This is a genomic window from Acinetobacter sp., from assembly GCF_045628685.1.
GTDB lineage: Bacteria > Pseudomonadota > Gammaproteobacteria > Pseudomonadales > Moraxellaceae > Acinetobacter.
In genome coordinates this window covers 49,732-74,352 of record NZ_JAZQPV010000053.1, presented here as the reverse complement: position 1 = coordinate 74,352, position 24,621 = coordinate 49,732, and the positions used below count along the sequence as shown (strand labels likewise).

The 24,621-nt window shown below is 42.9% G+C and carries 20 protein-coding genes and 1 riboswitch; of the genes, 16 read left to right on the top strand and 4 right to left on the bottom strand.

Going from position 1 to position 24,621, the window contains the following annotated elements; translation table 11 throughout:
• Positions 1 to 200: 200 nt before the first annotated feature.
• Entirely contained in the window at positions 201 to 1,133 is a 933-nt protein-coding gene (locus tag ACKI4H_RS06985) for a LysR family transcriptional regulator (protein ID WP_407304730.1), read from the bottom strand.
• Between the two features lie 278 nt (positions 1,134 to 1,411).
• On the opposite strand from ACKI4H_RS06985, the gene ACKI4H_RS06980 reads away from it, so the two are divergent.
• The 16 genes from ACKI4H_RS06980 to ACKI4H_RS06905 all read left to right on the top strand — a co-directional run bounded on the left by ACKI4H_RS06980 (position 1,412) and on the right by ACKI4H_RS06905 (position 22,303).
• On the top strand, positions 1,412 to 2,467 hold the full coding sequence (locus ACKI4H_RS06980) for a Rieske 2Fe-2S domain-containing protein (protein WP_407304729.1): 1,056 nt from the start codon (positions 1,412 to 1,414) through the stop codon (positions 2,465 to 2,467).
• 161 nt (positions 2,468 to 2,628) lie between these two features.
• Positions 2,629 to 3,114: a nucleoside deaminase gene (locus tag ACKI4H_RS06975; RefSeq protein ID WP_407304728.1), complete on the top strand. Its 486-nt coding sequence runs from the start codon at positions 2,629 to 2,631 to the stop codon at positions 3,112 to 3,114.
• A gap of 412 nt (positions 3,115 to 3,526) precedes the next feature.
• The gene (locus ACKI4H_RS06970; RefSeq protein WP_407304727.1) at positions 3,527 to 4,627 is read left to right on the top strand and encodes a BMP family ABC transporter substrate-binding protein; all 1,101 of its coding nucleotides are present in this window, start codon (positions 3,527 to 3,529) and stop codon (positions 4,625 to 4,627) included.
• A gap of 123 nt (positions 4,628 to 4,750) precedes the next feature.
• Positions 4,751 to 6,352, top strand: coding sequence for an ABC transporter ATP-binding protein (locus ACKI4H_RS06965; RefSeq protein ID WP_407304726.1), 1,602 nt, complete (start codon positions 4,751 to 4,753; stop codon positions 6,350 to 6,352).
• A 39-nt stretch (positions 6,353 to 6,391) separates the two neighbouring features.
• Entirely contained in the window at positions 6,392 to 7,486 is a 1,095-nt protein-coding gene (locus ACKI4H_RS06960; protein ID WP_407304725.1) for an ABC transporter permease, read from the top strand.
• A 32-nt stretch (positions 7,487 to 7,518) separates the two neighbouring features.
• Positions 7,519 to 8,439: an ABC transporter permease gene (locus ACKI4H_RS06955; protein ID WP_407304724.1), complete on the top strand. Its 921-nt coding sequence runs from the start codon at positions 7,519 to 7,521 to the stop codon at positions 8,437 to 8,439.
• Between the two features lie 51 nt (positions 8,440 to 8,490).
• Positions 8,491 to 9,864, top strand: coding sequence for an amidohydrolase family protein (locus ACKI4H_RS06950; protein ID WP_407304723.1), 1,374 nt, complete (start codon positions 8,491 to 8,493; stop codon positions 9,862 to 9,864).
• Positions 9,865 to 10,297: 433 nt separating this feature from the next.
• A riboswitch (guanidine-I (ykkC/yxkD leader) is annotated at positions 10,298 to 10,413 on the top strand.
• A gap of 28 nt (positions 10,414 to 10,441) precedes the next feature.
• Positions 10,442 to 11,176, top strand: coding sequence for an urea amidolyase associated protein UAAP1 (locus ACKI4H_RS06945; RefSeq protein ID WP_407304722.1), 735 nt, complete (start codon positions 10,442 to 10,444; stop codon positions 11,174 to 11,176).
• An 11-nt stretch (positions 11,177 to 11,187) separates the two neighbouring features.
• Positions 11,188 to 11,850, top strand: a complete 663-nt coding sequence (locus ACKI4H_RS06940) for an urea amidolyase associated protein UAAP2 (RefSeq protein WP_407304721.1) — start codon at positions 11,188 to 11,190, stop codon at positions 11,848 to 11,850.
• 3 nt (positions 11,851 to 11,853) lie between these two features.
• On the top strand, positions 11,854 to 15,468 hold the full coding sequence (gene uca, locus ACKI4H_RS06935; RefSeq protein ID WP_407304719.1) for an urea carboxylase: 3,615 nt from the start codon (positions 11,854 to 11,856) through the stop codon (positions 15,466 to 15,468).
• 16 nt (positions 15,469 to 15,484) lie between these two features.
• Positions 15,485 to 16,327 carry an MBL fold metallo-hydrolase gene (locus ACKI4H_RS06930; RefSeq protein WP_407304718.1) on the top strand — a complete coding sequence of 281 codons (843 nt, stop codon included), beginning with the start codon at positions 15,485 to 15,487 and terminating at the stop codon, positions 16,325 to 16,327.
• 35 nt (positions 16,328 to 16,362) lie between these two features.
• Positions 16,363 to 16,995, top strand: coding sequence for a cysteine hydrolase family protein (locus tag ACKI4H_RS06925; RefSeq protein ID WP_407304717.1), 633 nt, complete (start codon positions 16,363 to 16,365; stop codon positions 16,993 to 16,995).
• A gap of 96 nt (positions 16,996 to 17,091) precedes the next feature.
• Positions 17,092 to 18,117, top strand: coding sequence for an ABC transporter substrate-binding protein (locus tag ACKI4H_RS06920; protein ID WP_407304716.1), 1,026 nt, complete (start codon positions 17,092 to 17,094; stop codon positions 18,115 to 18,117).
• A gap of 902 nt (positions 18,118 to 19,019) precedes the next feature.
• Positions 19,020 to 19,460 (top strand): CopG family ribbon-helix-helix protein, encoded by a 441-nt coding sequence (locus ACKI4H_RS06915; protein ID WP_407304714.1) that lies wholly within the window; start codon positions 19,020 to 19,022, stop codon positions 19,458 to 19,460.
• 12 nt (positions 19,461 to 19,472) lie between these two features.
• Positions 19,473 to 21,284 (top strand): allophanate hydrolase, encoded by a 1,812-nt coding sequence (atzF, locus tag ACKI4H_RS06910; protein ID WP_407304712.1) that lies wholly within the window; start codon positions 19,473 to 19,475, stop codon positions 21,282 to 21,284.
• Positions 21,281 to 22,303 carry an ABC transporter substrate-binding protein gene (locus tag ACKI4H_RS06905; RefSeq protein ID WP_407304711.1) on the top strand — a complete coding sequence of 341 codons (1,023 nt, stop codon included), beginning with the start codon at positions 21,281 to 21,283 and terminating at the stop codon, positions 22,301 to 22,303. The genes atzF and ACKI4H_RS06905 overlap by 4 nt, the downstream gene beginning before the upstream one ends.
• Positions 22,304 to 22,377: 74 nt before the next feature.
• Here ACKI4H_RS06905 and ACKI4H_RS06900 read toward each other — a convergent pair whose 3' ends face one another.
• Genes ACKI4H_RS06900 through ACKI4H_RS06890 form a run of 3 tightly spaced genes read right to left on the bottom strand, consistent with a single transcriptional unit; the run spans position 22,378 to position 24,606 of the window.
• The gene (locus tag ACKI4H_RS06900; protein WP_407304710.1) at positions 22,378 to 22,707 is read right to left on the bottom strand and encodes a DMT family transporter; all 330 of its coding nucleotides are present in this window, start codon (positions 22,705 to 22,707) and stop codon (positions 22,378 to 22,380) included.
• Positions 22,708 to 22,714: 7 nt separating this feature from the next.
• Positions 22,715 to 23,602 (bottom strand): hypothetical protein, encoded by an 888-nt coding sequence (locus ACKI4H_RS06895; RefSeq protein WP_131269028.1) that lies wholly within the window; start codon positions 23,600 to 23,602, stop codon positions 22,715 to 22,717.
• Complete coding sequence (locus ACKI4H_RS06890) at positions 23,599 to 24,606, bottom strand: isopenicillin N synthase family dioxygenase (protein WP_407304709.1); 1,008 nt, start codon at positions 24,604 to 24,606, stop codon at positions 23,599 to 23,601. The genes ACKI4H_RS06895 and ACKI4H_RS06890 overlap by 4 nt, the downstream gene beginning before the upstream one ends.
• Between the last annotated feature and the right edge of the window lie 15 nt (positions 24,607 to 24,621).

The window sequence follows — 24,621 nt, the reverse complement described above, 5'->3', positions numbered from 1 at the left end:
ACCCGCTTGGCTTAAATCCATAGCGGGCAAATCCCTGAGGCCAGCCCTCTGTGGACAATGACCCACCCCGAGGTCCGCTTGTCCTAAGCGCTGAATTTCATCCCGATTAAAAGTGAGGGTAGCTGTTTAATTGAGATAGTCAACATAGCTTTGCCTTAACAATTGAAATTTCTATCAAAACAGCAATACCAATACCAAGGTTAGGCATCCAGAATAGCTTTCACCTTGTTTTTTAATTCTTCCATTTGTTCAATAATATTTTTAATCATTAACTGCGAAACGCGTGAAATTTGTCGTTTCGGCGCAACACATAATGCAATGGTCAGCGGATGCAGACCTTTGTCTAAAATGGGCTTAAAAATTAATTTATCACCTTCAAGCTCAGGAAAAACGTCCAAATAACTTAAAATTCCGATGCCGGCATTGGCTCTGATTAAGTTATTCATCAAGCGAATATCATTCGATTCAGTTTTACGCGTAGGGGTAAATTTATGGTGTTTATACATGGCTTGCACATAGTCATGAATAATCAAAGGTTCTGCCGGAATAAAATGATTGTCGTTTAAGGTATCTGAAAAATAAATCTTTTCGGCTTCTGCAAGTGGATGTGATTTTCCCATCACAAAACCTAAGGGCAATTCTAAAAAATGAACCACTTCAAGGTGTTGATGTGCCTTTGGATTCAGGATTAAACCAAAATCCAATTCTGCCTCCATGATCTTCTTGGCGATAATCTCACTGTCTGCGACCCGAATATTAAAATTGATCCATGGGTAGTTTTGATACATATATTGCACCGATTGCATGACAAAACCATCACTTAAGGCAGAGATTAAACCAAATTCGATGGTTCCACGCGTGAGTCCCTGAATTTCATCAAAACGGATCCGGGTTTGCTGGAATTCTTTTTGCCATTTCAAGACATCGGCATAGAGTAATTCACCGGCAAGAGTCAGTTTTAAGCCGCTCGGCAAACGCTCAAACAAAATAATGCCCAGCTCTTCTTCAGCCAAAGCAATTTGCCGATGTACCGCAGACACGGAAATAAATAATTGATCCGCGGCTTTGCGTAGGCTGCCCGTTTTCGCTACAGCCATAAAATATTCTGAAAATCGGGAAAAAGGCGTATTCATCAATTTAGTCAAAGCTTGCAACCCACTTTTTTTCATATCAACATTTTAGATAAACGTCCTTATGCGAGTTTTATGCCAAATGATGATGTTTTCTGCATAAATACATCCCCATAACATTGAAGTGTTCTAATTTTTAGAATGATTTATACCAAACATTCTAATAGACAGAATGATAAAAAATTAAGTAATTTCAATTATAAGCAAAGCCAGAATTGTATGGATATGCAGTTTTAAGGCCTGTAAAAAGACATGACATCAAGAAATAAGATAGGTCTGATATGAACGCAATTCCAGTCACCAATTTATTCAACAAGCCTTGTTATAGCCAGTTTGATGATCAGGACTGGGACATTCTGGCACATCACTGGTATCCGGTTGCACGTATTCAGGACGTTTCGACCCAACCGCAACAAGTGATGCTGCTTGATGTCAAACTGGCACTCTATAAAACAGAAAGTGGCGCTATTCAACTGGTTCGTGATCTCTGCCCACACCGCGGTGTCCCATTGACCAAAGGCTGGGTATCGGGTGAAAATATTGTCTGTCCCTATCATGGCCTGCATTACAATGCTGAAGGGCAATGTATCAAAATTCCGGCGCAACCTGAGCTGACCAAGATTTCTGAACGCTTTTCCTTGACTAAATTTCCAGTGGTCGAAAAATACGGTTTAATCTGGACCAGTATTTTTAGCCGTGATGCATCGAAAGCCAATTTTCCTGAACTGGAGACCTGGGATACTGCAGGACAACAATCGATCTTACCGCCGTTTGTTGATATTAGCGGCTCTAGTGGCCGTCAGCTGGAAGGTTTTATTGATGTGGCGCATTTTGCTTGGGTGCATCAGGGTTCATTTGCAGATCGTGAAAATCCAGTGGTGCCAAAATATTCAACACAACGGACCGAGTATGGTTTACATAGCGAATATCTCAGTGATGTCAGCAACTATCCACATGGGATGCAACATTTGGCGCCGGAAGATTTCTTGTGGAAACGGGTATTTGATGTCTATCCGCCATTTTCTGCGGTGTTGACGGTACATTTCCCTGAACAAGGGCTGTTAAAAATCCTCAATGCCTGTTGTCCGGTTTCACATAATAAAACCCGTTTATTCGTGCCGCTGACGCGCAACTTCGATACCACCGGTGATTTACAAGCCGTGTATGACTTTAATGCACAAATTTTTGCGGAAGATCAGGAAATGGTGGAAAGTCAAAAACCCGAAGAGCTTCCCCTTGATATTTCTATGGAAGCACACTTTGAAGCAGATCGCTCCTCAACCACCTACCGTCGAATATTAGCCGAATGGGGCTTAAGCAAACGTTATATTGTTTAATCTGTTTTAATTTAATCAATATAAGTTAAAGCTTAAAATATAAATTCTAGATTTTATAATTTAAGTTTTTTATCTTTATTATATTTTAAATTTAAGTATCATTTTAAATGAGCTGTTTAATAATAGCTGCAGACTGAAAACAGTAGAGGGAAATGAATAAAATGGATCGACCCAATCAAGCCCAAATCATCCAGTTTTTAAGCTTATCCAATGAGGTGGGACGAAGGGCGATGGCTTTGGGGCATCACCCTTTTGGTGCAGTATTGGTTGGACCGGATCATCAAACCGTGCTGTTCACCCAGTGTAATATTGATACGGTAAATCATGCCGAGTCAACCTTGGCACGCATTGCCGCCAGTAATTATCCGGCCGAATATTTATGGCAATGTACCTTGTATACCGCGGTAGAGCCTTGCTGCATGTGCGCCGGAACGATTTATTGGGCCAATATTGGCCGCGTGGTGTATGGCATGACCGAACAACGGCTATTAGAATGTACGGGAAATCATCAGGAAAATCCGACCATGAGTGTGTCATCTGCTTATGTCTTTGCCCATGGTCAGAAAAATATTGATTTGATCGGTCCAGTTGCAGAAATTGAAGAACAAACAGCGGCATTACAACAGGCCTTCTGGACAGAACGCTAAATTATTTTAATCCATCTGCCTGCATTATCTTATCCTTCTGTTCACGCAGAGGGATTTTTAATATCTGCTTCTTGTTATTCAATATTGACAGCCACTTATTAAATGCTCAAATTTAATGCATTTTATTTTACTGCACCAATGATAAACATAATTAAAATAAATCTATTTTAAATTTATTTATAATTTTTTATTAAATAAAAAATATAAGCTTAAATTGTCTAAAATTAATATAAAAATGCTTAATTCAATGTTTAAAAAAAAATATTTTATTTAAATCATCCCTATTTATTATTTTGTTTAAAAGTTGGAATACTTATTGCTAATTATATATTGAACAGACTGAGCTCATTCGAGTGAAGCCATTTTAAAGGCGTGTGTCAGCGGACACAGAGAACAGCAAGAGCAGACCAGAATGAAAGAAAAAAATGCATTGAAAACAGGATTCAAAAAATTAGTTGGGGTATTAATGGCCAGCGGTATGATGAGCATTGCGGCTGTAGCCAATGTTCAAGCCCAAGATAAAGCCGCATTTGTCTATATTGGACCGACCAGTGACCATGGCTGGACCTACTCTCATGACCAGGGTCGTATTAAAACTGAAAAAACACTCGCTGCTAAATATAAAACCTCCTATATCGAGAATGTACCAGAAACAGCAGATGCTGAACGCGTGATCCGTAACTTGGCACAGCAGGGCAACAAGGTGATCTTTGCCACCTCTTTCGGTTATATGAATGCGATGGAAAAAGTATCCAAGCAATTTCCTAATACTGTGTTTATGCATGCAACCGGTTATAAACAAGGGAAAAATTTAGGAGTATATGACGTACGCACCTATGAAGGTGCGTATATGCTGGGTGTCGTTGCAGGTCAAAAAACCAAAAACAATGTATTGGGCGTGGTGGCATCGTTCCCGATCCCAGAAGTGGTACGTAACATCAATGCCTATACCTTGGGCGCGCAAAGTGTCAATCCAAAAATTACAACCAAAGTGATTTGGGTCAATTCCTGGTTTAACCCGGGCAAAGAACGGGACGCAGCATTGGCACTGATTGCTCAAGGTGCAGATGTACTGATGCAAAACACCGATTCTCCAGCGGTGGTGCAAGCAGCAGAACAAAAAGGCGTCTTTGCCTTTGGTTGGGATTCCAACATGAGTAAATTTGGTCCAAAAGCCCATCTTGCTGCATCGGTTTTACATTGGGAAAAAATTTATACCCCAGTAATGACACAAGTGAGCAATAAAACTTGGAAACCCAGTTCAATGTGGTACGGCGTAAAACAAAAAGCGGTGGATATTGAAAGCTTTGGTCCATCGGTACCCACAGCAGTAAAAACCAAAGCCCTAAGCGTGCGTGATGCCATTTTTAAAGGTAGCTTACATCCATTTGCAGGTCCAATTTACAAGCAGGATGGCAGTTTGGTGTTGGCTAAGGGCAAATCATTAGATGACGCTGCTTTAAGCAAAATGAACTATTACGTTAAAGGCGTAGAAGGGGCTTTACCGAAATAACGGGGTCGAGATTCAGCAATTAAATGACCTTGAATTCACGCGATTGATTTTATTTTTCATCCATCTGAATACACGATGCACTTCAGGTGGATGCACACTATCACAGCATTAAATAGAGTGCCTATGATGACTTCTCCACACAATATATCTGCTCATATGCGAGAGAGGAACGCAGGATCTACTTCGAAGGTACCGCGTTTACAGCTCATCAATATCTGTAAAAATTACAATTCCTTAAAAGCCAATGACCAGATACATTTAACGGTTCAACCTGGACAAATTCATGCCATCCTGGGAGAAAATGGCGCCGGAAAAAGCACCCTGATGAAAATCATTTATGGTGCAACCCAAGCCAATCAGGGCGAAATACTCTGGAACGGTAAAGAAGTCAAAATCGACAATCCATCGATGGCAAGAAAACTCGGTATTGGCATGGTATATCAGCATTTTTCTTTGTTTGAAACCCTGACTGTGGTGGAAAATATTTCACTGGGTTTGGATGAAAAAATTGATTTAGCCGTGCTCAGTCAAAAAATTATTGAAGTCTCTGAACAATACGGTTTACCGGTCGATCCAAGGCGTGAGGTGTATTCCCTGTCTGTGGGTGAACGGCAACGCGTCGAAATTATTCGCTGTCTTTTACAAAATCCCGCTTTAATTATTTTAGATGAGCCAACTTCGGTATTAACGCCACACGCGGTACGTCAACTGTTTAAAACTTTACGCTTATTGGCATCGCAGGGCGTTTCGATTTTATATATCAGTCATAAACTGCATGAAATTAAACAACTCTGTGATGAAGCGACCATCTTGCGCAATGGCCGTGTCAGCGGAAATGTCGATCCCAAAAAAAACAGTACCAGTGATTTAGCGCGTTTAATGATTGGTCGTGATTTACCCGCCTATGTTCGCCAAGAATATTCAGGCGCGAAACAGATCTTATTCCAAGTCGAAAATCTGGATTATCAGTCCGATGACCCATTTGGAGCGTCACTGAAAAATATCAATTTAACTATTCAGGCAGGTGAAATTGTCGGCATTGCCGGTATTTCGGGCAATGGTCAAGCAGAACTGCTGGCTTTGCTGTCGGGTGAACAACGCTTGAAAAGCGGAAAAATCTATTTAGTCCAACAGGATATTTCAGCATGCAGCGCAGGGCAGCGCCGTGACCTAGGACTGGGCTTTGTACCTGAAGAACGTTTGGGTCGTGGTGCGGTACCCAATATGACCCTATCGCAAAATGCCTTACTTACCGCATTTCGACAAAACTTGACCCGTTGGGGGTTGATTAAATTTGACCAATGCAAAGCCTTTGCCGAGCAATGTATCGAAAAATTTGGCGTCAAAGCCAGGGGCGCGGAAGCCGAAGCACGCGCCTTATCCGGCGGGAATTTACAGAAATTTATTGTCGGCCGGGAAATTCTGCAAAATCCAAAATTTTTAATCGTGGCACAGCCTACATGGGGCGTGGATGTAGGCGCCTCAGTATTTATTCGACAAACCCTGATTGATTTATCACGGCAAGGCGTTGCCATTTTAGTGATTTCAGAAGAACTTGAAGAATTGTTTGAAATGAGCGACCGGCTCTGTGTGCTTGCCAATGGCGAATTATCTGAACCGGTCAATACCGATGAGACCCATACGGAAACTATTGGGATGCTAATGTCGGGACTTGGCCGTCCGCTGGCAACAGAACCAAGTGTAGAGGAGCAAATTCATGCTTAATACGCTTTTCCTCTCTATTGATGTCTACAGGAGGATGCAATGCATTTATTAGAACCGCGTGAACATCCATCTAAAATGATGAAGTGGCTTTCTCCTGTGATTGCACTTGTGGCCATGCTGATTGTCGGCAGCATTTTATTTTTAATGTTGGGCGTCGATCCTGCCAAAGCCATGTACATCTTTTTTATTGAACCACTGGCATCTTCTTATGGCTGGAGTGAACTGGCAGTCAAAGCCGGTCCATTGATCTTGATTGCCTTGGGTCTGGCGGTCGGCTTTCGGGCCAAATTATTCAATATTGGGGCCGAAGGTCAGCTCACCATGGGTGCGATTTTTGGTGGGGGTATTGCCATTTTATTCCACGAGCAAATGGGTGGATGGATTTTACCCCTGATGGTAATGATGGGTGCATTGGGCGGGGCATTCTGGGGCGCGATTCCGGCCTTGCTGAAGACCCACTTTAATGCTGAAGAAACCCTGACCACCTTAATGATGAACTATATCGCGCTGTTTGTGCTGCTGTATCTGGTCAATGGACCTTGGCGCGATTCGGACGGCATGAATTTCCCACAATCAGTGATGTTTAATGACAGTGCTACGCTACCGTTGATTATGGAAGGGACCCGCATTAACGCATCACTTTTTATTACGCTTTTTGCCGTCGTGCTGTTTTGGCTGTTTATGCGTAAAAGTTTGACGGCTTATACACTGGAAGTCAGTGGACAAGCACCTTTGGCGGCAAAATATGCTGGTTTTTCCTCCTCGAAAGCCATTTGGATGAGTCTGGTCATTTCCGGCACCATGGCAGGCATTGCCGGTATTTGTGAAGTGGCCGGTCCGATTGGGCAACTCAATCCGAATCTGTCGCCAGGTTATGGCTATGCAGCCATCATTGTAGCGTATTTAGGGCGTCTTAATCCGATCGGTATTGTGCTGTCAGGCTGCTTTATGGCACTGATTTATCTGGGCGGTGAAATGGCACAAATGCAACTGCAATTGCCGGTCGCTATTACCGGGATTTTTCAGGGCTTATTGCTGTTTTTCCTGCTGGCTTCTGATGCTCTCATTGAGAACCGTTACCGTTTTTCCAGAAAAACTGTACCACCTGCGCAAGTCGCCGCGACCCATCCTTAAACCCAGGTTGTATACCAAAAAGGAAGCATGATATGGCTTTAGAATTAACCGCAATCCTTGCAGGTACTGTTGCAGCAGCAACACCGCTGATATTTGCCGGTTTGGGGGAGTTGGTCACACAGCGCAGTGGTGTCATTAATTTGGGGGTTGAAGGCATGATGCTGGTGGGCGCAATTGCCGGCTTTGCCTTTGCCGCACAATACGATGCCAGCGTGTTTAGCGCGCTGCTGATCGGTGGTTTGGCAGGCATGCTGATGGCACTGATTTTCGCCTTTTTCACCCTATCCTTAAGTACTAATCAATCGGCATGTGGTTTGGCTTTAACCATTTTTGGCCTCGGGATTTCCGCATTTTTGGGGCAGAACTATGTCAGTACTGCATTACCGGGTCTCGCCAATTTCAATATTCCCCTGCTGGCGGATATTCCGGTACTTGGCCCGGTGTTATTCCAGCAAAACTATGCGGTGTATCTGTCTATTTTGGCCTTTTTTGCCGTATGGTTTGTTTTGGCAAAAACCCGTTTGGGTCTGCTGCTTAAAGCGGTCGGTGAATCGCCTGAAAGCGCACACGCCATGGGTTATCACGTGTTGGCGATTCGTTATGGCGCGGTCCTTTTTGGCGGCATGATGGCGGGTATTGGCGGGGCATTTCTATCGACTGTGTATACCCCGATGTGGATTGAAAATATGGTTGCCGGGCGTGGCTGGATTGCCATTGCTTTGGTGGTCTTTGCGGTATGGAAACCGACCCGTTTAATGCTGGGTGCCTATTTGTTTGGCGGCGTGACCATTTTGCAATTTCATGCGCAAGCCTTGGGGATCAATGTGCCGAATGAGTTTCTTGCTGCATTGCCGTATGTAGCCACCATTGTGGTGTTGGTGATGATTTCACGCGATAAAAAATTACTGAAAATGAATCTACCTGCCTCTTTGGGTAGAACCTTTGTGCCATAAGTGTACCTATAGATAAATGAACAAACAGAATAATAGAGGTGAGTAGAAACAATGAAAATTTTAACTGCGGCCTATGTCCTGACCATGAATGCGCAGAACCAATGTATTCAAAATGGCGCGGTACTGATTGATGGCGACCGCATTAAAGCGGTGGATACACTCGCGCAGTTAACCCAGCGCTATCCAGAGGTACGCATTGAGCATTACCCACAAACCCTGCTGATGCCAGGCCTGATCAATACCCATTGCCATTCCGGTTTATTGCGCGGTACAGCAGAAGGTTTAGCGGTTTGGGACTGGTTACAGCAGTTTATTGACCCGATGCACCGTGTACTCAATCCTGAAGATGCCAAAATTGCATCTTACTTGTGCTATGCCGAGGCGCTTTTGTCGGGGACCACCACCATTGTCGATATGTGGCGTTATATGGACGGCAGTGCCGAGGCAGCGAAAGCCTTGGGAATTCGTGCTGTTTTGGTGCCGTATGTGGCGGAGCATCCGGATCACCATTATTTTGAAACCTTAAGAAGCAATGAAGCCTTAATCAACCGCTGGCATCAGCAAGCCAATGGGCGAATTCAAGTCTGGGTCGGTTTAGAACACCTGTTTTATGCCGAGGATTCAGCATTAAAACGCATTGAAAAGCTGTGTCATGACTATCAAACCGGGTTTCATACCCACAGCAATGAAAGCCAGTTTGATGTACAAGAAAACCTGCGTCGTTCCGGCATGCGTCCAATCGAAAGTTTACAACAGCTTGGTTTGCTGGATGTACCGAAAACTTTACTGGCGCACTGTGTCTGGGCGGATCCCCATGAAATTCAAATTTTAAAACAGCATGCAGTCGGTGTAGCACATAACCCGATTTCCAATATGAAATTGGCATCGGGTGCAGCGCCCATAGTCGAGATGTTGCACCAAGGCGTTGCGGTGGGTCTAGGTACTGATGGAGAAAAAGAAAACAATAATCTGGATATGTTTGAAGAAATGAAAACGGCCTCATTATTGGCTAAATTCTCGAACCTCGATGCGGCTGCCCTCGATGCTTGGTCGGTGTGCCAGATGGCAACCACCACCGGAGCGAAAGCCTTGGGTATGCAGCATGAGATCGGTTCACTGGAAGTGGGCAAACAGGCGGATCTGATTGCAGTAAAACTGGATACCCCACGCATGACTCCACTGATTGATCAGGGTCGCTTGTTCAATGTGCACACTAACCTGGTGCATGCGGTACAAGGGCAGGACGTACTGATGACCATGGTTGCAGGACAAGTCGTGGTGGAAAATGGCTGCTTGGTACATGCGGATTTACAGGCACTGATTGATCAAGTCAATCAAGCTGCACCACGCTTGTTTCAGCGTCGTGATCAATGGTTTGCCAAGCAGGAAAAAGTGGTGAATGAGTTACAGCGTGAAAAATCTTAAGATTTGATTAGGCTCTGTTGGCGCTATCTTTTATGCAACGTCAATAGATCCCGCTTGTATAGAAAATCATAATGTAGTGGTACTTTGTCGTCCTAAAAAAATCTTTATCAGCGGTAGACAGAATAAACAACGGCTTTATGGCGGATTTTAAAATCAAGGCATAAAAAAAAGACTGGTTTGTCAGGGAATAGCCCGATGTAACCAGTCTTGATTTAAAAAGCGGACCGCCTAGGGAAAAGCCTAATAAGGTCCGCTCTATGATTAATAATTTACCGTTAAAAATAGAATCAGTCAATCTGGGAATAAATTGACTCACCATGATGCATTCATTTTAACAAAGCATATTAAATGCATCATTTTGAACCAAAACAGTATGACTAAAACCAAAAAACGTATTACTAAATTGGCACGTCCTTTGCATTTATTTAACCAGCATAAAGTGATCTAGGGTTCCGGCAGTGATTTTTTTAATACTGTGTCAGAGACCGAGAGTTCACGGCTAGGTTTGTTAAAACCAAAGCTACACGGAGGGATAAAAGCCCGGGAGGTAAATAGTTAAGCATTAAGGCAGAGGCATATGAACACGATATATCACGAAGATTCCGCACTGTGGACTGAACTTTTACCGGGTGGCCATCACTGGTCTGCACGTATCCAGCGTGGTGCAGTCTTACAACTTCAATCCTTGGGCGAAAATGCCAATGTGGCACTGTACTGCGTGAACAGTGAAGATAAACTTGAACGCTACAACATGCCAGACAGTTTAAAAGGTCAACATACAGCATTTTTAAGTACAGGACATATCCTCGCTTCCGATCTTGGTCGTGCCATGATCTCTATCGTGAAAGATGACCATGGCTGGAATGATGCCTTTTGTGCACCAAGCACGGTACAGCAAATCGAAAAGCAATTCGGTATAAAGACTTTCCAAGCTGCCCGTAACGACATGTACCGTAGCGGCAAAGACAGCTTGTTACTTGAGATGACCAAGTTTGGACTATCTGCAACTGATCTCAGCAGTACTGTAAATCTATTCTCTAAAGTTGCCCCTGACGACAACGGCAATTTATCTTATGTGAAATCCGACAATACTGATCAAGTGATTGAACTGCGCTTTGAGATGGACTGTTTGGTGTTTCTTTCTTCAGCACCACATGCACTCGACAACAGTTTTAAATATGCACCTGCTGATATTGAATTATCCCTGTTTAAAGCTCTGCCTTTAGGTGAGACAGATGTCTGCCGTGATTCATGCCCGCAAAATCAGCGTGCCTTCCAAAACAACAATCGTTACTACGCTTTGACTGCTTAAGGGGAATCATCATGACTGCATTAGCCAATTTAAAACAAGATCTAGAAAAATCAGTACTCAGCGAAATCTGTCCTGCCGGTGAAGCATGGATGTGCGAAGTCAAAAAAGGCCAGTATTTCCGTATTGTCGACCTAGAAGGCAACCAGGCAGTGGATACGCTATTTATCTCAGCAACCACCCCTGAGGAGCGTTATAGCGCAACCGACACTTTGGCAATTAACCAACAGATTTATTTAGAAAAAGGCACGGCTTTATACACTAACTTCGGCAATAAAATTGCCACCATCCATGATGATAACTGCGGTCGCCATGACACTTTAGGTGGTGCCTGCTCATGTGAGAGCAATACGGTTCGTTATGCGCATGATACATTCCCGATGCACAGTTGCCGTAATAATTTCATGATTGCGCTATCGCAACATCCCATCGCAAAAAAGCATGGATTAAATGTGCGTCATATTGGTCCAAACATTAACTTCTTTATGAATGTACCTGTGACCCGTGATGGCCATCTGAAATTTGATGATGGTATTTCTGCACCGGGTAAATTCGTAGAAGTCAAAGCCGAGATGGACTTGATCGTACTGATCTCAAACTGTCCGCAGTTGAATAACCCATGTAATGCTTATAACCCAACCAAAATTCAATTGATCATCCGTGAAGGCGAGGAATAAGCCATGTTTAACAAAGTTCTCATCGCCAACCGTGGTGCAATCGCGTGTCGTGTCATCCGCACATTAAAAAAACTCGGTATCCAGTCTGTAGCTGTCTATTCAGAAGCCGATCGTGATTCTTTGCATGTCACTTTAGCGGATGAAGCGGTGTATATCGGTGAAGCACCAGCCAGCCAAAGTTACTTAAACATTGAAAAAATCCTGGAAGTGGCGAAACAAACCGGCGCACAAGCGATTCATCCGGGTTATGGCTTCCTGTCTGAAAATGCTGAATTCTGCGACCTATGTGAATCACAGGGAATTGCTTTTATTGGTCCAAATTCAAATCAAATGCGGGAGTTTGGTTTAAAGCACACCGCACGTGAACTTGCGATTCAAGCCAATGTGCCGTTACTTCCGGGCAGCCAGTTACTTGCTGATGAAGCAGAAGCATTAACGGAAGCAGAACGTATTGGTTATCCAGTGATGCTGAAAAGTACTGCCGGTGGTGGTGGAATCGGTATGCGTCTGGTGTGGAACGAAGCAGAACTGAAAGATGCCTATGCAACGGTATCGTATTTAGCGCAAGCCAACTTTAAAGATGCGGGTTTGTATCTTGAGAAATTTGTACAAAATGCCCGTCACATTGAAGTACAAATTTTTGGTGATGGTCAAGGTCAGGTGATTGCACTCGGTGAACGTGATTGTTCGGTACAACGTCGTAACCAGAAAGTGATTGAGGAAACTCCTGCACCGCATATTAATGATGAGCAACGTGCCTATATCCAAAATGTCGCGATTCAATTGATGCAATCGGTGAATTACCGTTCTGCGGGAACAGTAGAATTTGTGATGGATACCGACACCGAAGAATTCTATTTCCTGGAAGTGAATACCCGTCTCCAAGTTGAGCACGGCGTGACTGAGCAAGTCTTTGGTGTGGACCTGGTGGAATGGATGGTGACGCTTGCCAGCGGTGATTGGACTGCACCAACTGATAAATTAGAGTCGAAAGGGCATTCGATTCAAGTGCGTTTATATGCCGAAGATCCAATCAAAAACTTCCAACCAAGCGCAGGCTTGCTAACGCATGTAGAGTTTGATGCCAATGCCCGTAATGAAACATGGGTGGAAACGGGTTCAAATGTATCGTCATTCTATGACCCGATGATTGCAAAGATCATTGTGACTGCTGATGATCGTGCGTCTGCGATTCAAGCCATGACCGATACTTTGGCAAAAACCTCAGTTGCAGGTATCGAAACCAACCTTGAATATCTACAAAACATCATCGATGGTGAGGTATTTAAAGCAGGTACACAAACCACACGCTTTTTAAATACTTTTGAATGGAAAACCCAAAAAATTGAAGTCCTGCAAGCTGGTATTCAAACTGCGGTGCAGGATGTGACAGGGCGTTTGGGCTATTGGAATGTCGGTGTGCCACCATCTGGTGCGATTGATCCATTGTCGTTAAATGTTGCCAACCAACTTTTAGGCAATGCGTATAACACCGCAGGGCTTGAATGTACCCTGCAAGGTCCGACTTTAAAATTCCATTGTGACAGCCAGATTGTCCTTGCCGGTGGTGATATGCCATCGACTCTGGATGGTGTGGCTGTGCCAATGTGGCAAACCGTAAATGTGTGTAAAGGTCAGGTATTAAAATGTGGCAAGATCGCCACAGGTTGCCGTACTTACATTGGCATCAAAGGCGGGCTGAATGTACCTGAATATTTGGGTTCACAAGCAACCTTTACTTTAGGTCAGTTTGGCGGTCATGCAGGGCGTAACTTACTGATTGGCGATATGCTTCCAATCACGGCATTTACATCGAATGAAGTCAAAGCATTAGCAGAAGGTCAAATCCCGACGTTCTCAAATACATGGGAAATTGCGGTGATGTATGGCCCACATGGTGCGCCAGATTTCTTTACCAAACGTGATATTGATACTTTCTTTGCCCATACCTTTGAGATTCACTTTAACTCCAGCCGTACCGGTATCCGCCTGATTGGTCCTAAACCGGAATGGGCACGTGAAGACGGCGGTGAAGCCGGTCTGCATCCATCCAATATTCATGACAATGCCTATGCCATTGGCGCAATCGACTTTACCGGTGATATGCCGATTATTCTCGGGCCAGACGGTCCAAGCCTGGGCGGTTTCGTCTGCCCTGCGGTGGTGATCAATTCTGAACTGTGGAAACTGGGTCAACTCAAAGCCGGTGATAAAGTCAAATTTGTGCCAGTCAGCTATCACCAAGCCAAAATTTTGAATGAAAAATATCATGCGCAATTAAAAGCATCAGATACTAAAGAAATCACATTTGATGAATCGTTCTATCCTGAACTTTCAACCTTAAAAAATGCGGTACTCGACACCTTAAAAGGTGAAAATGGTGTACCTGATGTGGTGTATCGTCCAGCCGGCAACAACTATATGTTGGTCGAATATGGTGAGTTGGTATTAGATCTGAATTTACGCTTCCGTATTCACGCCCTGATGCAATGGGTCAAAGAGCAAAATATCCAAGGCATTATTGACCTGACTCCGGGCATTCGTTCCCTGCAAATCCATGTTGATTCCATCAAGCTTGATCAAACAGATTTATTACGTTTACTTCAAGTGGCGGAAGCAGAACTGCCTGATGTTACCCAAATGCAAGTGCCATCTCGTACCGTATATTTACCACTAGCATGGGAAGACTCTCAAACGCAACTGGCGACTGAACGTTATATGCAAACTGTTCGCCCGGATGCGCCGTGGTGTCCGGACAATATCGAATTTATCCGCCGTATTAATGGCTTAAAAGACAAACAAGCCGTGAAAGATGTGGTCTATGACGCAAGTTATTTGGTCATGGGCTTGGGCGATGTGTACTTGGGTGCGCCTGTGGCAACGCCACTTGATCCGCGTCAGCGTTTGGTGACCACCAAATATAACCCTGCACGCACATGGACACCTGAAAATGCCGTGGGTATTGGCGGCGCGTATATGTGTGTATACGGAATGGAAGGCCCGGGCGGTTATCAGTTTGTCGGGCGTACCACGCAAATGTGGTCACGCTACCGTAAAAATGCCGATTTTGAACAAGGCAAACCGTGGTTACTGCGCTTCTTTGACCAAATCAAGTTTTATGAAGTCTCTGAAGAAGAACTGATGCAGATGCGTGAGGATTTTAAAGCGGGTCGTTTAAAACTGCGCATTGAAGATGGTGTATTGAACCTGAACGAATACAACGACTTCTTAACCGAAAATCAGGAATCAATTTCTGCCTTTAAAGCCGTGCAACAAGCCAACTTTGATGCTGAACGTCGTCGCTGGCATGAAGCCGGTCTTGCAGAATATGTCTCTGAGAGCCTTGATGCTGTGGATGATGGTGAAGGTGTGGAAGTGCCTGAAGGCGGTTGTGCTGTTGAGTCGCATATGCCGGGTTCGATCTGGAAAATTGAATGTCAGTCGGGTGATATTGTGGAAGAAGGTTCAACTTTGGCTGTGATTGAAGCGATGAAGATCGAGATTCCAATTATTGCACCTGAACGTATGCGTGTAGATGCTATTACCATTGAAAAAGGGCAAACGGTGAAAACGGGGCAGGTGTTGTTTACCTTGGCGCCTATTTCGGCTGAAGCATAAACGTGGGGGCTTTTCTATGGATTCAATCAAACAGCAAGATCAAGATGAATATTTTGTAGTACATCAGATTAAAGACTATTTATATGCCATCGAAGAGCCTTCTTATTATCAGGGCAATTTTTCCTACTTGTTGATTGGTACTGAACAGGCGTTAATGTTTGATGCTGGTGCCAGTCATCAACATGACATGACTCAGGTCATCAAACGGCTGACCGATAAACCATTTGCAGTGATACCTTCACATTTACATTTTGATCATATCGGGGGATTGAAGTTTTTTGATCAAATTTATTTACCAGATTTAGCGTGTTTAATATGCTTTAAAGATGATGCGGGTCTTTATCAAATTCCTGATGAATTTCATTTGGGCAGTATTGATGGCTTTCAGCCGGCCCCGATTCAAATAACACGACTGTTAAGTGTGGGTGATGTCATCGATTTAGGTGGAATATCCTTTAAGTTGCTACATGCACCGGGACACTCACAAGATTCTATCATTTTATATAGTGAACGTTTAAATATCTGTTTGCTTGGGGATGTGCTCTATCCTAGCGAATTATATGTGGGCAATATCAGCGATTATGAAAAATCGCTTGTATATATCCAAACGCTCACCAATTCAGAAACACTATTCTTTGGTGCACATCCTTTTGTGACCTCTCACATCCCTCAAATTCGCATGGCAGAGTTAGAACTCACCTTACAGGTCATGCAAGCCATTGTACGTGGTGAGGCAGAGGTGAGAAAAGTGGAACCCTCTATCTTAGTGCGTGAGGGCAAACGCCATTGTGTTGATGAACGTATTTGTATCTATACAGACATCATTTTTAAAAGTGGCCTAACGATTCAATACTCTTAATTTTAAGTATTTTTCAAATATTTTTTGGTTTTTCTATGATTGATTTAAAGTGTACGGCATTGATTATTATTGATATGCAGAGAGATTTCTGTGAGAAGAATGGCTATGCCGATCATATGGGCTTAGATGTTGAAATTCTGAGAAAGCCAATTGCCAATATTCAAAAGTTACTGACTTGGGCGCGACAACATCAGCTTTTAGTTGTGCACACCCGTGAAGGCCACCGTACAGATTTAACAGATTTATATCCCCTGAAGAAACAAAGAACATCAGGGTTAAAATCGGAAATAGGAGCTGTGGGACCTATGGGCAAGTTAATGCTCAGAGGTGAATATGGGCATGACATTATTGATGAAATTAAACCCATTTCTGGAGAGCCTATTATTGATAAGCCAGGGTATTCGGCATTTGCTTATACAGATTTGGAACTAATATTAAAAAACCGTGATATTAAAAATTTAATGATTACAGGTGTGACGACGGAAGTTTGTGTGTCGAGCACCTTTAGGCAAGCGACCGATTTAGGTTTTTATTGCATCACCGTTCAAGATGCATGTGCTTCGGCAAATGAAGATTTACATCAGGCTGCACTCAAAATGATTGAAGTCGAAAATGGAATATTTGGGCAGGTAATGGCTACTGAAAATATTCTGAATTTTTCCCATTAAAATTAATTTAAATTAAAACAGGTTGTGGAATAGATTTTGCTTAAATCAATATTACGAATTTTAAATAAAGTAATATTGATTTAAGGGGTTGTAAGTATGTCTAAGGCAAAATCTATTTTATTCTCTGTTCTTGCAAGTATCTTACTTGTTGCGTGTGATAGCGGTAATAAACAAAATCTCCCAAGTGAAGCGGCTAACAAATCAGCTGCTGAAGTTAGCCCTAAAATTAAAATTGGCTATAGTGATTATCCAGGCTGGGTGGCATGGCAGATTGCCATTGATAAGGGTTGGTTCAAAGAAGAAGGACTGGATGTCGATTTTGAATGGTTTGATTATTCTGCTTCGTTAAATGCTTTTAGTGCCAAACAAATTGATGCTGTAACGATCGCACATGGTGATAACTTAATGGTTGCAGCAAGTGGTGTGAATGGTATTCTTGTCTTAGCGACTGACTTAGGTAAGACCAATGATTTAATCATTGCAAAACCGGGTGTTGAGCTTAAAGATTTAAAAGGAAAGAAAATTGCTGTAGAAAAGGGTCTTGTAGATCATTTACTCTTAGACAGTGCACTAAAAGATTTAAATATTAAAAATACAGAAGTGAATTTGGTGAATACTGCCACCAATGAAATTCCACAAGTATTTACCTCTCCTGATGTACAGGTTGCTGCATTATGGCAGCCAAGTGCGAATCAGGCGTTGAAAAATGTACCTGGCTCTAAAATTATCTATTCTGCTGCAAATAAACCGGGCATTATTTATGGCGCATTAACTGTTAATTCTGAAAACCTAATGCGTAATCAGAAAGAATGGAAAAAAATCATACAGATTTGGGATCGTGTAGTTGCCTATATCGAAGATCCAAAGACACGTGATGAAGCTATTCAAATTATGGCAAATAAAGCAGGTGTGTCTGCAAAACAATATAGTGAATATGTGAATGGTACAGATTTCTTAAATATTAAAGAGAATCAGGAAGTATTCAAAAAAGGTGAGAACCTAACTTCAATATATGGCTCTAGTTATCATGTAAATCAATTTAATTTAGAACAGGGAGCCTATACGAAGCAATTGGAAGTAGATAGCTTAATTAGCCCAGTTTTACTTGACCAAAAAGAGTAAATATTTAAATAGGTTGTTATCCAATTAAAAGACTGTTTTTTAACGGTCTTTTAATACTTCAATTATTTTTTACCAATTATCCAAATCACCAACGCTACCATAGCCGGAATTAAAGCTCCCAAACTCATTGGCAAAGCACTATGACTACCACCCAAATCCATAGCTCGACGCTAGAAAAGCTAAACCAAACTGACAAATACCAGCAGTGCCGCCCCCCATACCCGCGTGTTCACGCGCTGCACCCATTGCCAGTGACATTCCATTTGCACAAAGCAAACTTACAAAACTAATAGTAATAAACCAAAGCGGAATAAAATATAGCCACGCTTTGATGCACTAGTGAACCTGAATGGTGCAATGGAGTACAATTTTTAGGCACTTTTGAGCGATGAAAATAGCCCTCATTCTTTCCAATCTCGCTTCGGTGGGGCTTTTTATATGCCATTGTGACTTAATTCACTTAATTTTATATTTTGGCATGCTTTCTGCTTTTATTTATATACAACATAATAGAGGAGAGCCATTCATTTGATCACTCAACTACAATCATCGGTTAACCCATCATGTATAAAAGAATTAAAGTACATGAACAATAAAATGAAATAACCGGTGAGTTAATCAACTCAGCTTAATTCCAAGCAAGCCCCAGCTCAGCGTAGTGGGGCTTTTTTTTTGCCATTTTATCCAAGTTTTCCATTCCAATAATAAAAGCCAAAACTGGCACGCTTTCTGCATTTCATTAAGTAATACAAAACGAAGTTTTGGTAATACCCCACAGGAGATGCACATGAACGCTACCAAACAGAAAAAAGCCTTGCATCCATGGAAACAATTTTTAATTGAACTTTTAACGGCACGCGCCGGTTTATACGTGAAACAGGATCACCCGAGAGGATAACACTGTGCCAAAACAGAAACTGGCACGCATCAGTATTACCGTGCCTGAACAAACGCTGAGTGCTCTCGATCAAAAATTTGTAGAGCAGCATTATGAAAGCCGTTCACAAGCCATTGTCGACATGATCAATAAGCATTTAATTGCCGATCATATCCAACATAACGCGGTGATGGTCGGCACCTTGACCTTACTTTATGACGTGAGCCTAAAGCCCTTGCGTACACAACTGATTGACCTGCAACAACAGTTTTTATCCCAAGTCATTAGTTCACTGCATATTCAGCTCGATGACGAAAAAATTTTACAAGTGATGCTGATGCAGGGTGTCAGTGATCAACTACAGCACATCAGCCAACAGTTTATTGCTTTAAAAGGGGTCATCAAAGGGCATTTGGAGATGATGGATGCCGTGATGCCGCCCATTCCACAAAATGATGAAAAATAAGGAAGACTGACCATGTCAAAGTTATGGACCCTTCAGGATTGGAAAACCGCGTATTTAACGCAAAAGATGCAACTCAGCGATTTAATTCAGTATGTCGAAACATTTAATAACGATGATCATGCCTGGATTGAAATTGCTTCAGCCGCACATATTCAGGCACAAATTGATGCCTTAAAAGATCAATCTGCACAAAATTTACCACTCTACGGTATTCCTTTTGCTGTCAAAGACAATATTGATGTTGCAGGTTTTCATACCACTGCCGCCTGTAAAGAAGCCGCTTATTTGGCAACAGCAGATGCCAGTGTGGTCGCTCGCTTAAAAGCCGCCGGGGCAATTGTGGTGGGTAAAACCAATCTCGATCAATTTGCCACAGGTTTAGTCGGTGTACGTTCACCTTTTGGTGCAGTAAAAAACAGTTTTAATCCGGAATATATCAGTGGCGGTTCAAGCTCAGGATCTTCTGTGGCAGTGGCCAATGGTCAGGTGCCATTTAGTTTAGGCACAGACACCGCAGGTTCAGGTCGTGTCCCGGCCGGACACAACAATATTGTCGGACTAAAGCCAACCAAAGGCTGGTTCTCAACGACAGGTTTAATTCCGGCTTGCCGTAGCATTGATGTAATTTCGATTTTTGCATTGACTGTCGATGATGCATGGCAAGTTGCTCAAGTCATGCAAGGTTATGACGAAACCGATGAATATTCCCGGGTACATCCTCAGAATGTATCGAGCCAGTTTTCAAAAAGAAAAATTGCCATTCCGGCACAACTTGAATTTTATGGTGATGTCGACAGCCAAAAAGCTTTTGAACTGGCTGTAAAACACGCCCAATCATTGGGTTATGCAGTTGAAGCAATTGATTTTAGTGTTTTTAATCAACTGGCATCCGCACTGTATAACAAAGCCTGGGTGGCTGAGCGTACCAGTGCCGTAGAAAAAATGGTGCCACGTGAACAGGCACATCCTGTGATTGCCCAAATCATTGCTCAGGCAGATCAGTTTACTGCTGTAGATATGATTGAGGCTGAATATGAACGGGCGCAATTGGCGCGCCAGATTAATCTGGTGTTATCAGATTTTGATGCCTTGATGGTGCCCACTGCACCGACCATCTATACCATTGCTGAGGTTGAAGCCCATCCAATTGTGAAAAACTCACATATGGGTGCCTATACCAACTTTGTGAATTTCGCAGATCTTTCTGCCTTAGCTTTACCCAATGTAATTCGAGAAGATGGCTTACCCAGCGGTGTCACCTTTATTGCTCAGGCATGGATGGATCAGGCTCTGGCGCATTTTGGTCAAACCTGGCAACAGGCGCTAAATCTACCACTGGGCACATCCAATCTGCACTATGAAAAAATTCAAAATATAGCTTCTCAACATTCAGTCAAACTGGCAGTCGTGGGTGCCCATCTTAGTGGTATGCCGCTGAATTTTCAGCTCAGCAGCCGCGGTGGCACTTTATTGCAGAAAACCAAAACGGCATCCAACTACAAACTGTATGCACTAAAAAATACCACGCCGCCAAAACCAGGCTTGCAATGCACTCAAAAGGGCAGTCAAGCCATTGAAGTTGAGGTCTGGGATATTCCGTTTGCCTTATTTGGACAAATTGTGGCGGAAGTGCCTGCACCACTGGGCATTGGGAATGTGCAACTGACGGATGGAACTTGGGTGAAAGGCTTTATTTGCGAGGGTTATGCCTTGGCAGATGCAACAGATATCAGTCATTTCGGCGGATGGCGTGACTATATTCAATCGGTCAAAATGACCAACACCAAATTTAAATGCACTTGTATCGGGGAAGTATCACAATGATTAAAAAATCTTTTATTTCAGTTGCCGTACTGAGCACTGTATTTTTTACCGGCTGCGACAACACTGCAAAAATTCCTGTATCTCAAGCCAACGCTGAAGGTAGTGTGAACACTAAACCGATTACCATTGGTTATAGTGACTGGCCGGGTTGGGTGGCTTGGCAAGTCGCGATTGAAAAGGGCTGGTTGAAGGAGGCAGGTGTCAATGCAGACTTCAAATGGTTTGATTACTCGGCGTCACTGGCTGCTTTTGCAGCGAATCAACTGGATGCAGTCATGGTCACCAACGGCGATAACTTGGTCACAGGTTCTGGGGGCACCAAAGGCGTGATGATCATGGCAACGGATTATTCTTCGGGAAATGATGTCATCATTGCGAAAAATGGCATTAACTCCATTCAGGATTTAAAAGGCAAAACCATTGCCACTGAAAAAGGCTTAGTCGATCACTTGCTATTATCGACCGCTTTAGATGATGCAAAAATTAGTTTAAAGGATGTAAAACTGGTCAATACCATGACCAATGAATTGCCTCAGGTCTTTGCCACAGGGGATATTGATGCGATTGCAGTTTGGCAACCGGTTGCCAATCAGGCGTTGGGCGCAGTGGCAGGTGGCAAAGTAATTTTTAGCTCTAAAGATAAACCGGGTTTAATTTACGATACCTTAACGGTCAATCCTTCACACTTAGAAGCCAATAAAGAACAATGGAAAAAAATCATCCAGATATGGGATAAAACCGTTAAATATATTAACGACCCCGCAACGCGTGCGGATGCGGCTGCAATTATGTCTAAACGGGTCGGTGTAGATGCAAAAGTCTATGAACAATTTATTAATGGCACGCACTTGCTCGACCTGGAAGCAAACAAAAAAGTATTTACCCCGGGAACCGGATTTGATTCAATTTATGGCTCAAGTTATCACGTCAATAAATTCAACGTCAGCAATGGTATTTACACCACCGAAATGAATGTTGACAGCCTGATTGTGCCCACTTTGGTGCAAGAACTGAAATAGGCATGACCTGAAGCCTTAAGTGCTTGAGCTAAAAAATCCCCGATCCGGGGATTTTTTTTATTTACATAAAAAGCTTAGAGTTGTGTACTTTTGGAAAAGACATTAATAATGATAATGCCCACAATCATAAAAGCCAAACCAATGAAGGCAGGAATATCAAGGTGTTGCTTATAGACCAGCAAACCTACTGTCGAGATTAAAATAATGCCGGCACCTGACCAGATGGCATAGGCGATACCCATTGGAATGGTTTTCATGGTTAAAGACAGGAAAAACAGGGCGATGGCATAACCAATAATCGTGGCCATCGCAGGCCAGAAAATGCTAAATCCATTCGATGCTTTTAATGCAGACGTTGCAATGACTTCTGCAATAATCGCAATAGATAAATAAATAAAAGACATAGGCCACCTACAGGGTTAATTTAGCATGATGCAAAAGGTGACTTTGTTCCGACTTTAACCAGTGTTCACTGTCGGGTGTAGTGAGGGTCTGCTTTTGAAACAGGTAATTTGACTGATAGAGATCAATGTCAAAAATCAAATCAATTTGACGTCCGTTTAACCAGATACCTTGCTTTAAAGTTGAATCATCGATGCAGTCAAAACCGTCAAAGTTAAATGGCTGATCGCTTTGCCCGGATGAGGTTGAATAAGATTTTGTGTGACCATCGGTGCCTATAGACACTTCAAAGCTTTCAATCTGTTCAATAGTATGGGTTTCCAGACCATCTGCAGCTAGATCCAAATGACACACAATGTTTTGTATTTCCGGCAAACGTGTCAGCGTATAAGCCACATGCTGATCGCAAATGATCAAGCCCCCATCCATTTTGAGCTGTTGACCTGTTTCAACATCAACTGCCGTTTTTAATCTTAAGCCTAAATACAGACCTGAATGGACTTGCTGACGCCAGTCTTCCACATATACATTGCTGGGTGAAAACTCCAAAATACAGTTGCCAATAGCATGTAACCTAGCTGGCTCAGGCCATTGCACATGGTTCTGGTAATTTGAGCTGTCAGCGACCTGCCATAAAAGCAGGGCTTGCGCCTCATCCCAGAGCGTATTACCAATCCAGCCCTGACGTTCATGGACAGGGGTTTCGGTACGATGTTTTAAGCGTAAATCGATGGTGAAACTGCGTGATTGAAACCAATATACCAAGGTGTCTTCATCAGTCAGGCCATTAAAAAAACTAATACTCTTCCGTCTGAATGCCCCATATAGGTAAGCTGGGATTGGGCCACCAGTCATTTGGCTTTCAGGTATGTGTTGCAAAATTTCGAACAGGTTCATGCCATTTGCTCCGCTTTTTCATCTAAACCGAATGAAGACAGCGGTACTGCATTTTTTAATACCAGTTCACCCGAGGCAATCCGTTGCTTCAAATATTGAAAGGTTTGCGCCGTTTGATTAAATAAATGCTCACCCCCAATTAAAGCGGAATATCGAGGAACATCTGTTTCCACAATAGGCTCAATCACGGTGTCGTAATTGCAGGCACAAAACAGCGGGAAGGAATAACGCTCTTCACCGACTTTTTTAACCCGATGCTTGGTGGCCAAATATTTACCATTGGACAAAATTTCCATCATGTCGCCAATATTCATCACCAGGGTATTTTCAATGAGCGGAATATCCAGCCATTCACCTTGTTTATTCAATACTTGTAAACCCGGCGCCGTCGGTAAAAGCAAGGTAAAGCACTCATAATCGGTATGTGCCCCAATTCCTGCGGCATCCTTGATCTCGGGATTGTAGGGATAATGAATTAAGCGCAACTGGCTCGGCGCATCAGTAATTTTGGCATCAAAGAAATCTTCATTGACACCCAATGCTAAAGCAAAACTGCGGAAAATCTGTTGGCTAATACCCCGTAAATGCTGGTAATACTGACTCACGATGCACTTAAATTGTGCATTATCGGGCCAAAGGGTAGGCCCGAGTAGTGGACAGTCGCTTTTTGCACCTTGATAATCATAATTAACATCAAAGGCTTCCTTTAAATCATAACTCTGGCCAGAGAACTGTTCTTCTCCAATCGGTACATAACCGCTATGATTTTCCGATAAACCAATATAACGCTGCATTTTAACTTCAAGATCTTGCTTAAAATACGCTTTAGCCATCTGAATTAAATCTTGAGCATATTCAAAATTAAACTGTTCACCCGTTAAATATAAAAAACCGGTGTCTTTACAGGCTTTATCCAGAGCTGCCGCGACTTCAAGCCGATCGGAGCGTGCAGAACTTTGCAGTTTTGATATATCAACAAGGGGGAGTACATAGTGCGTTTGCATCGCAATCACCTCAAT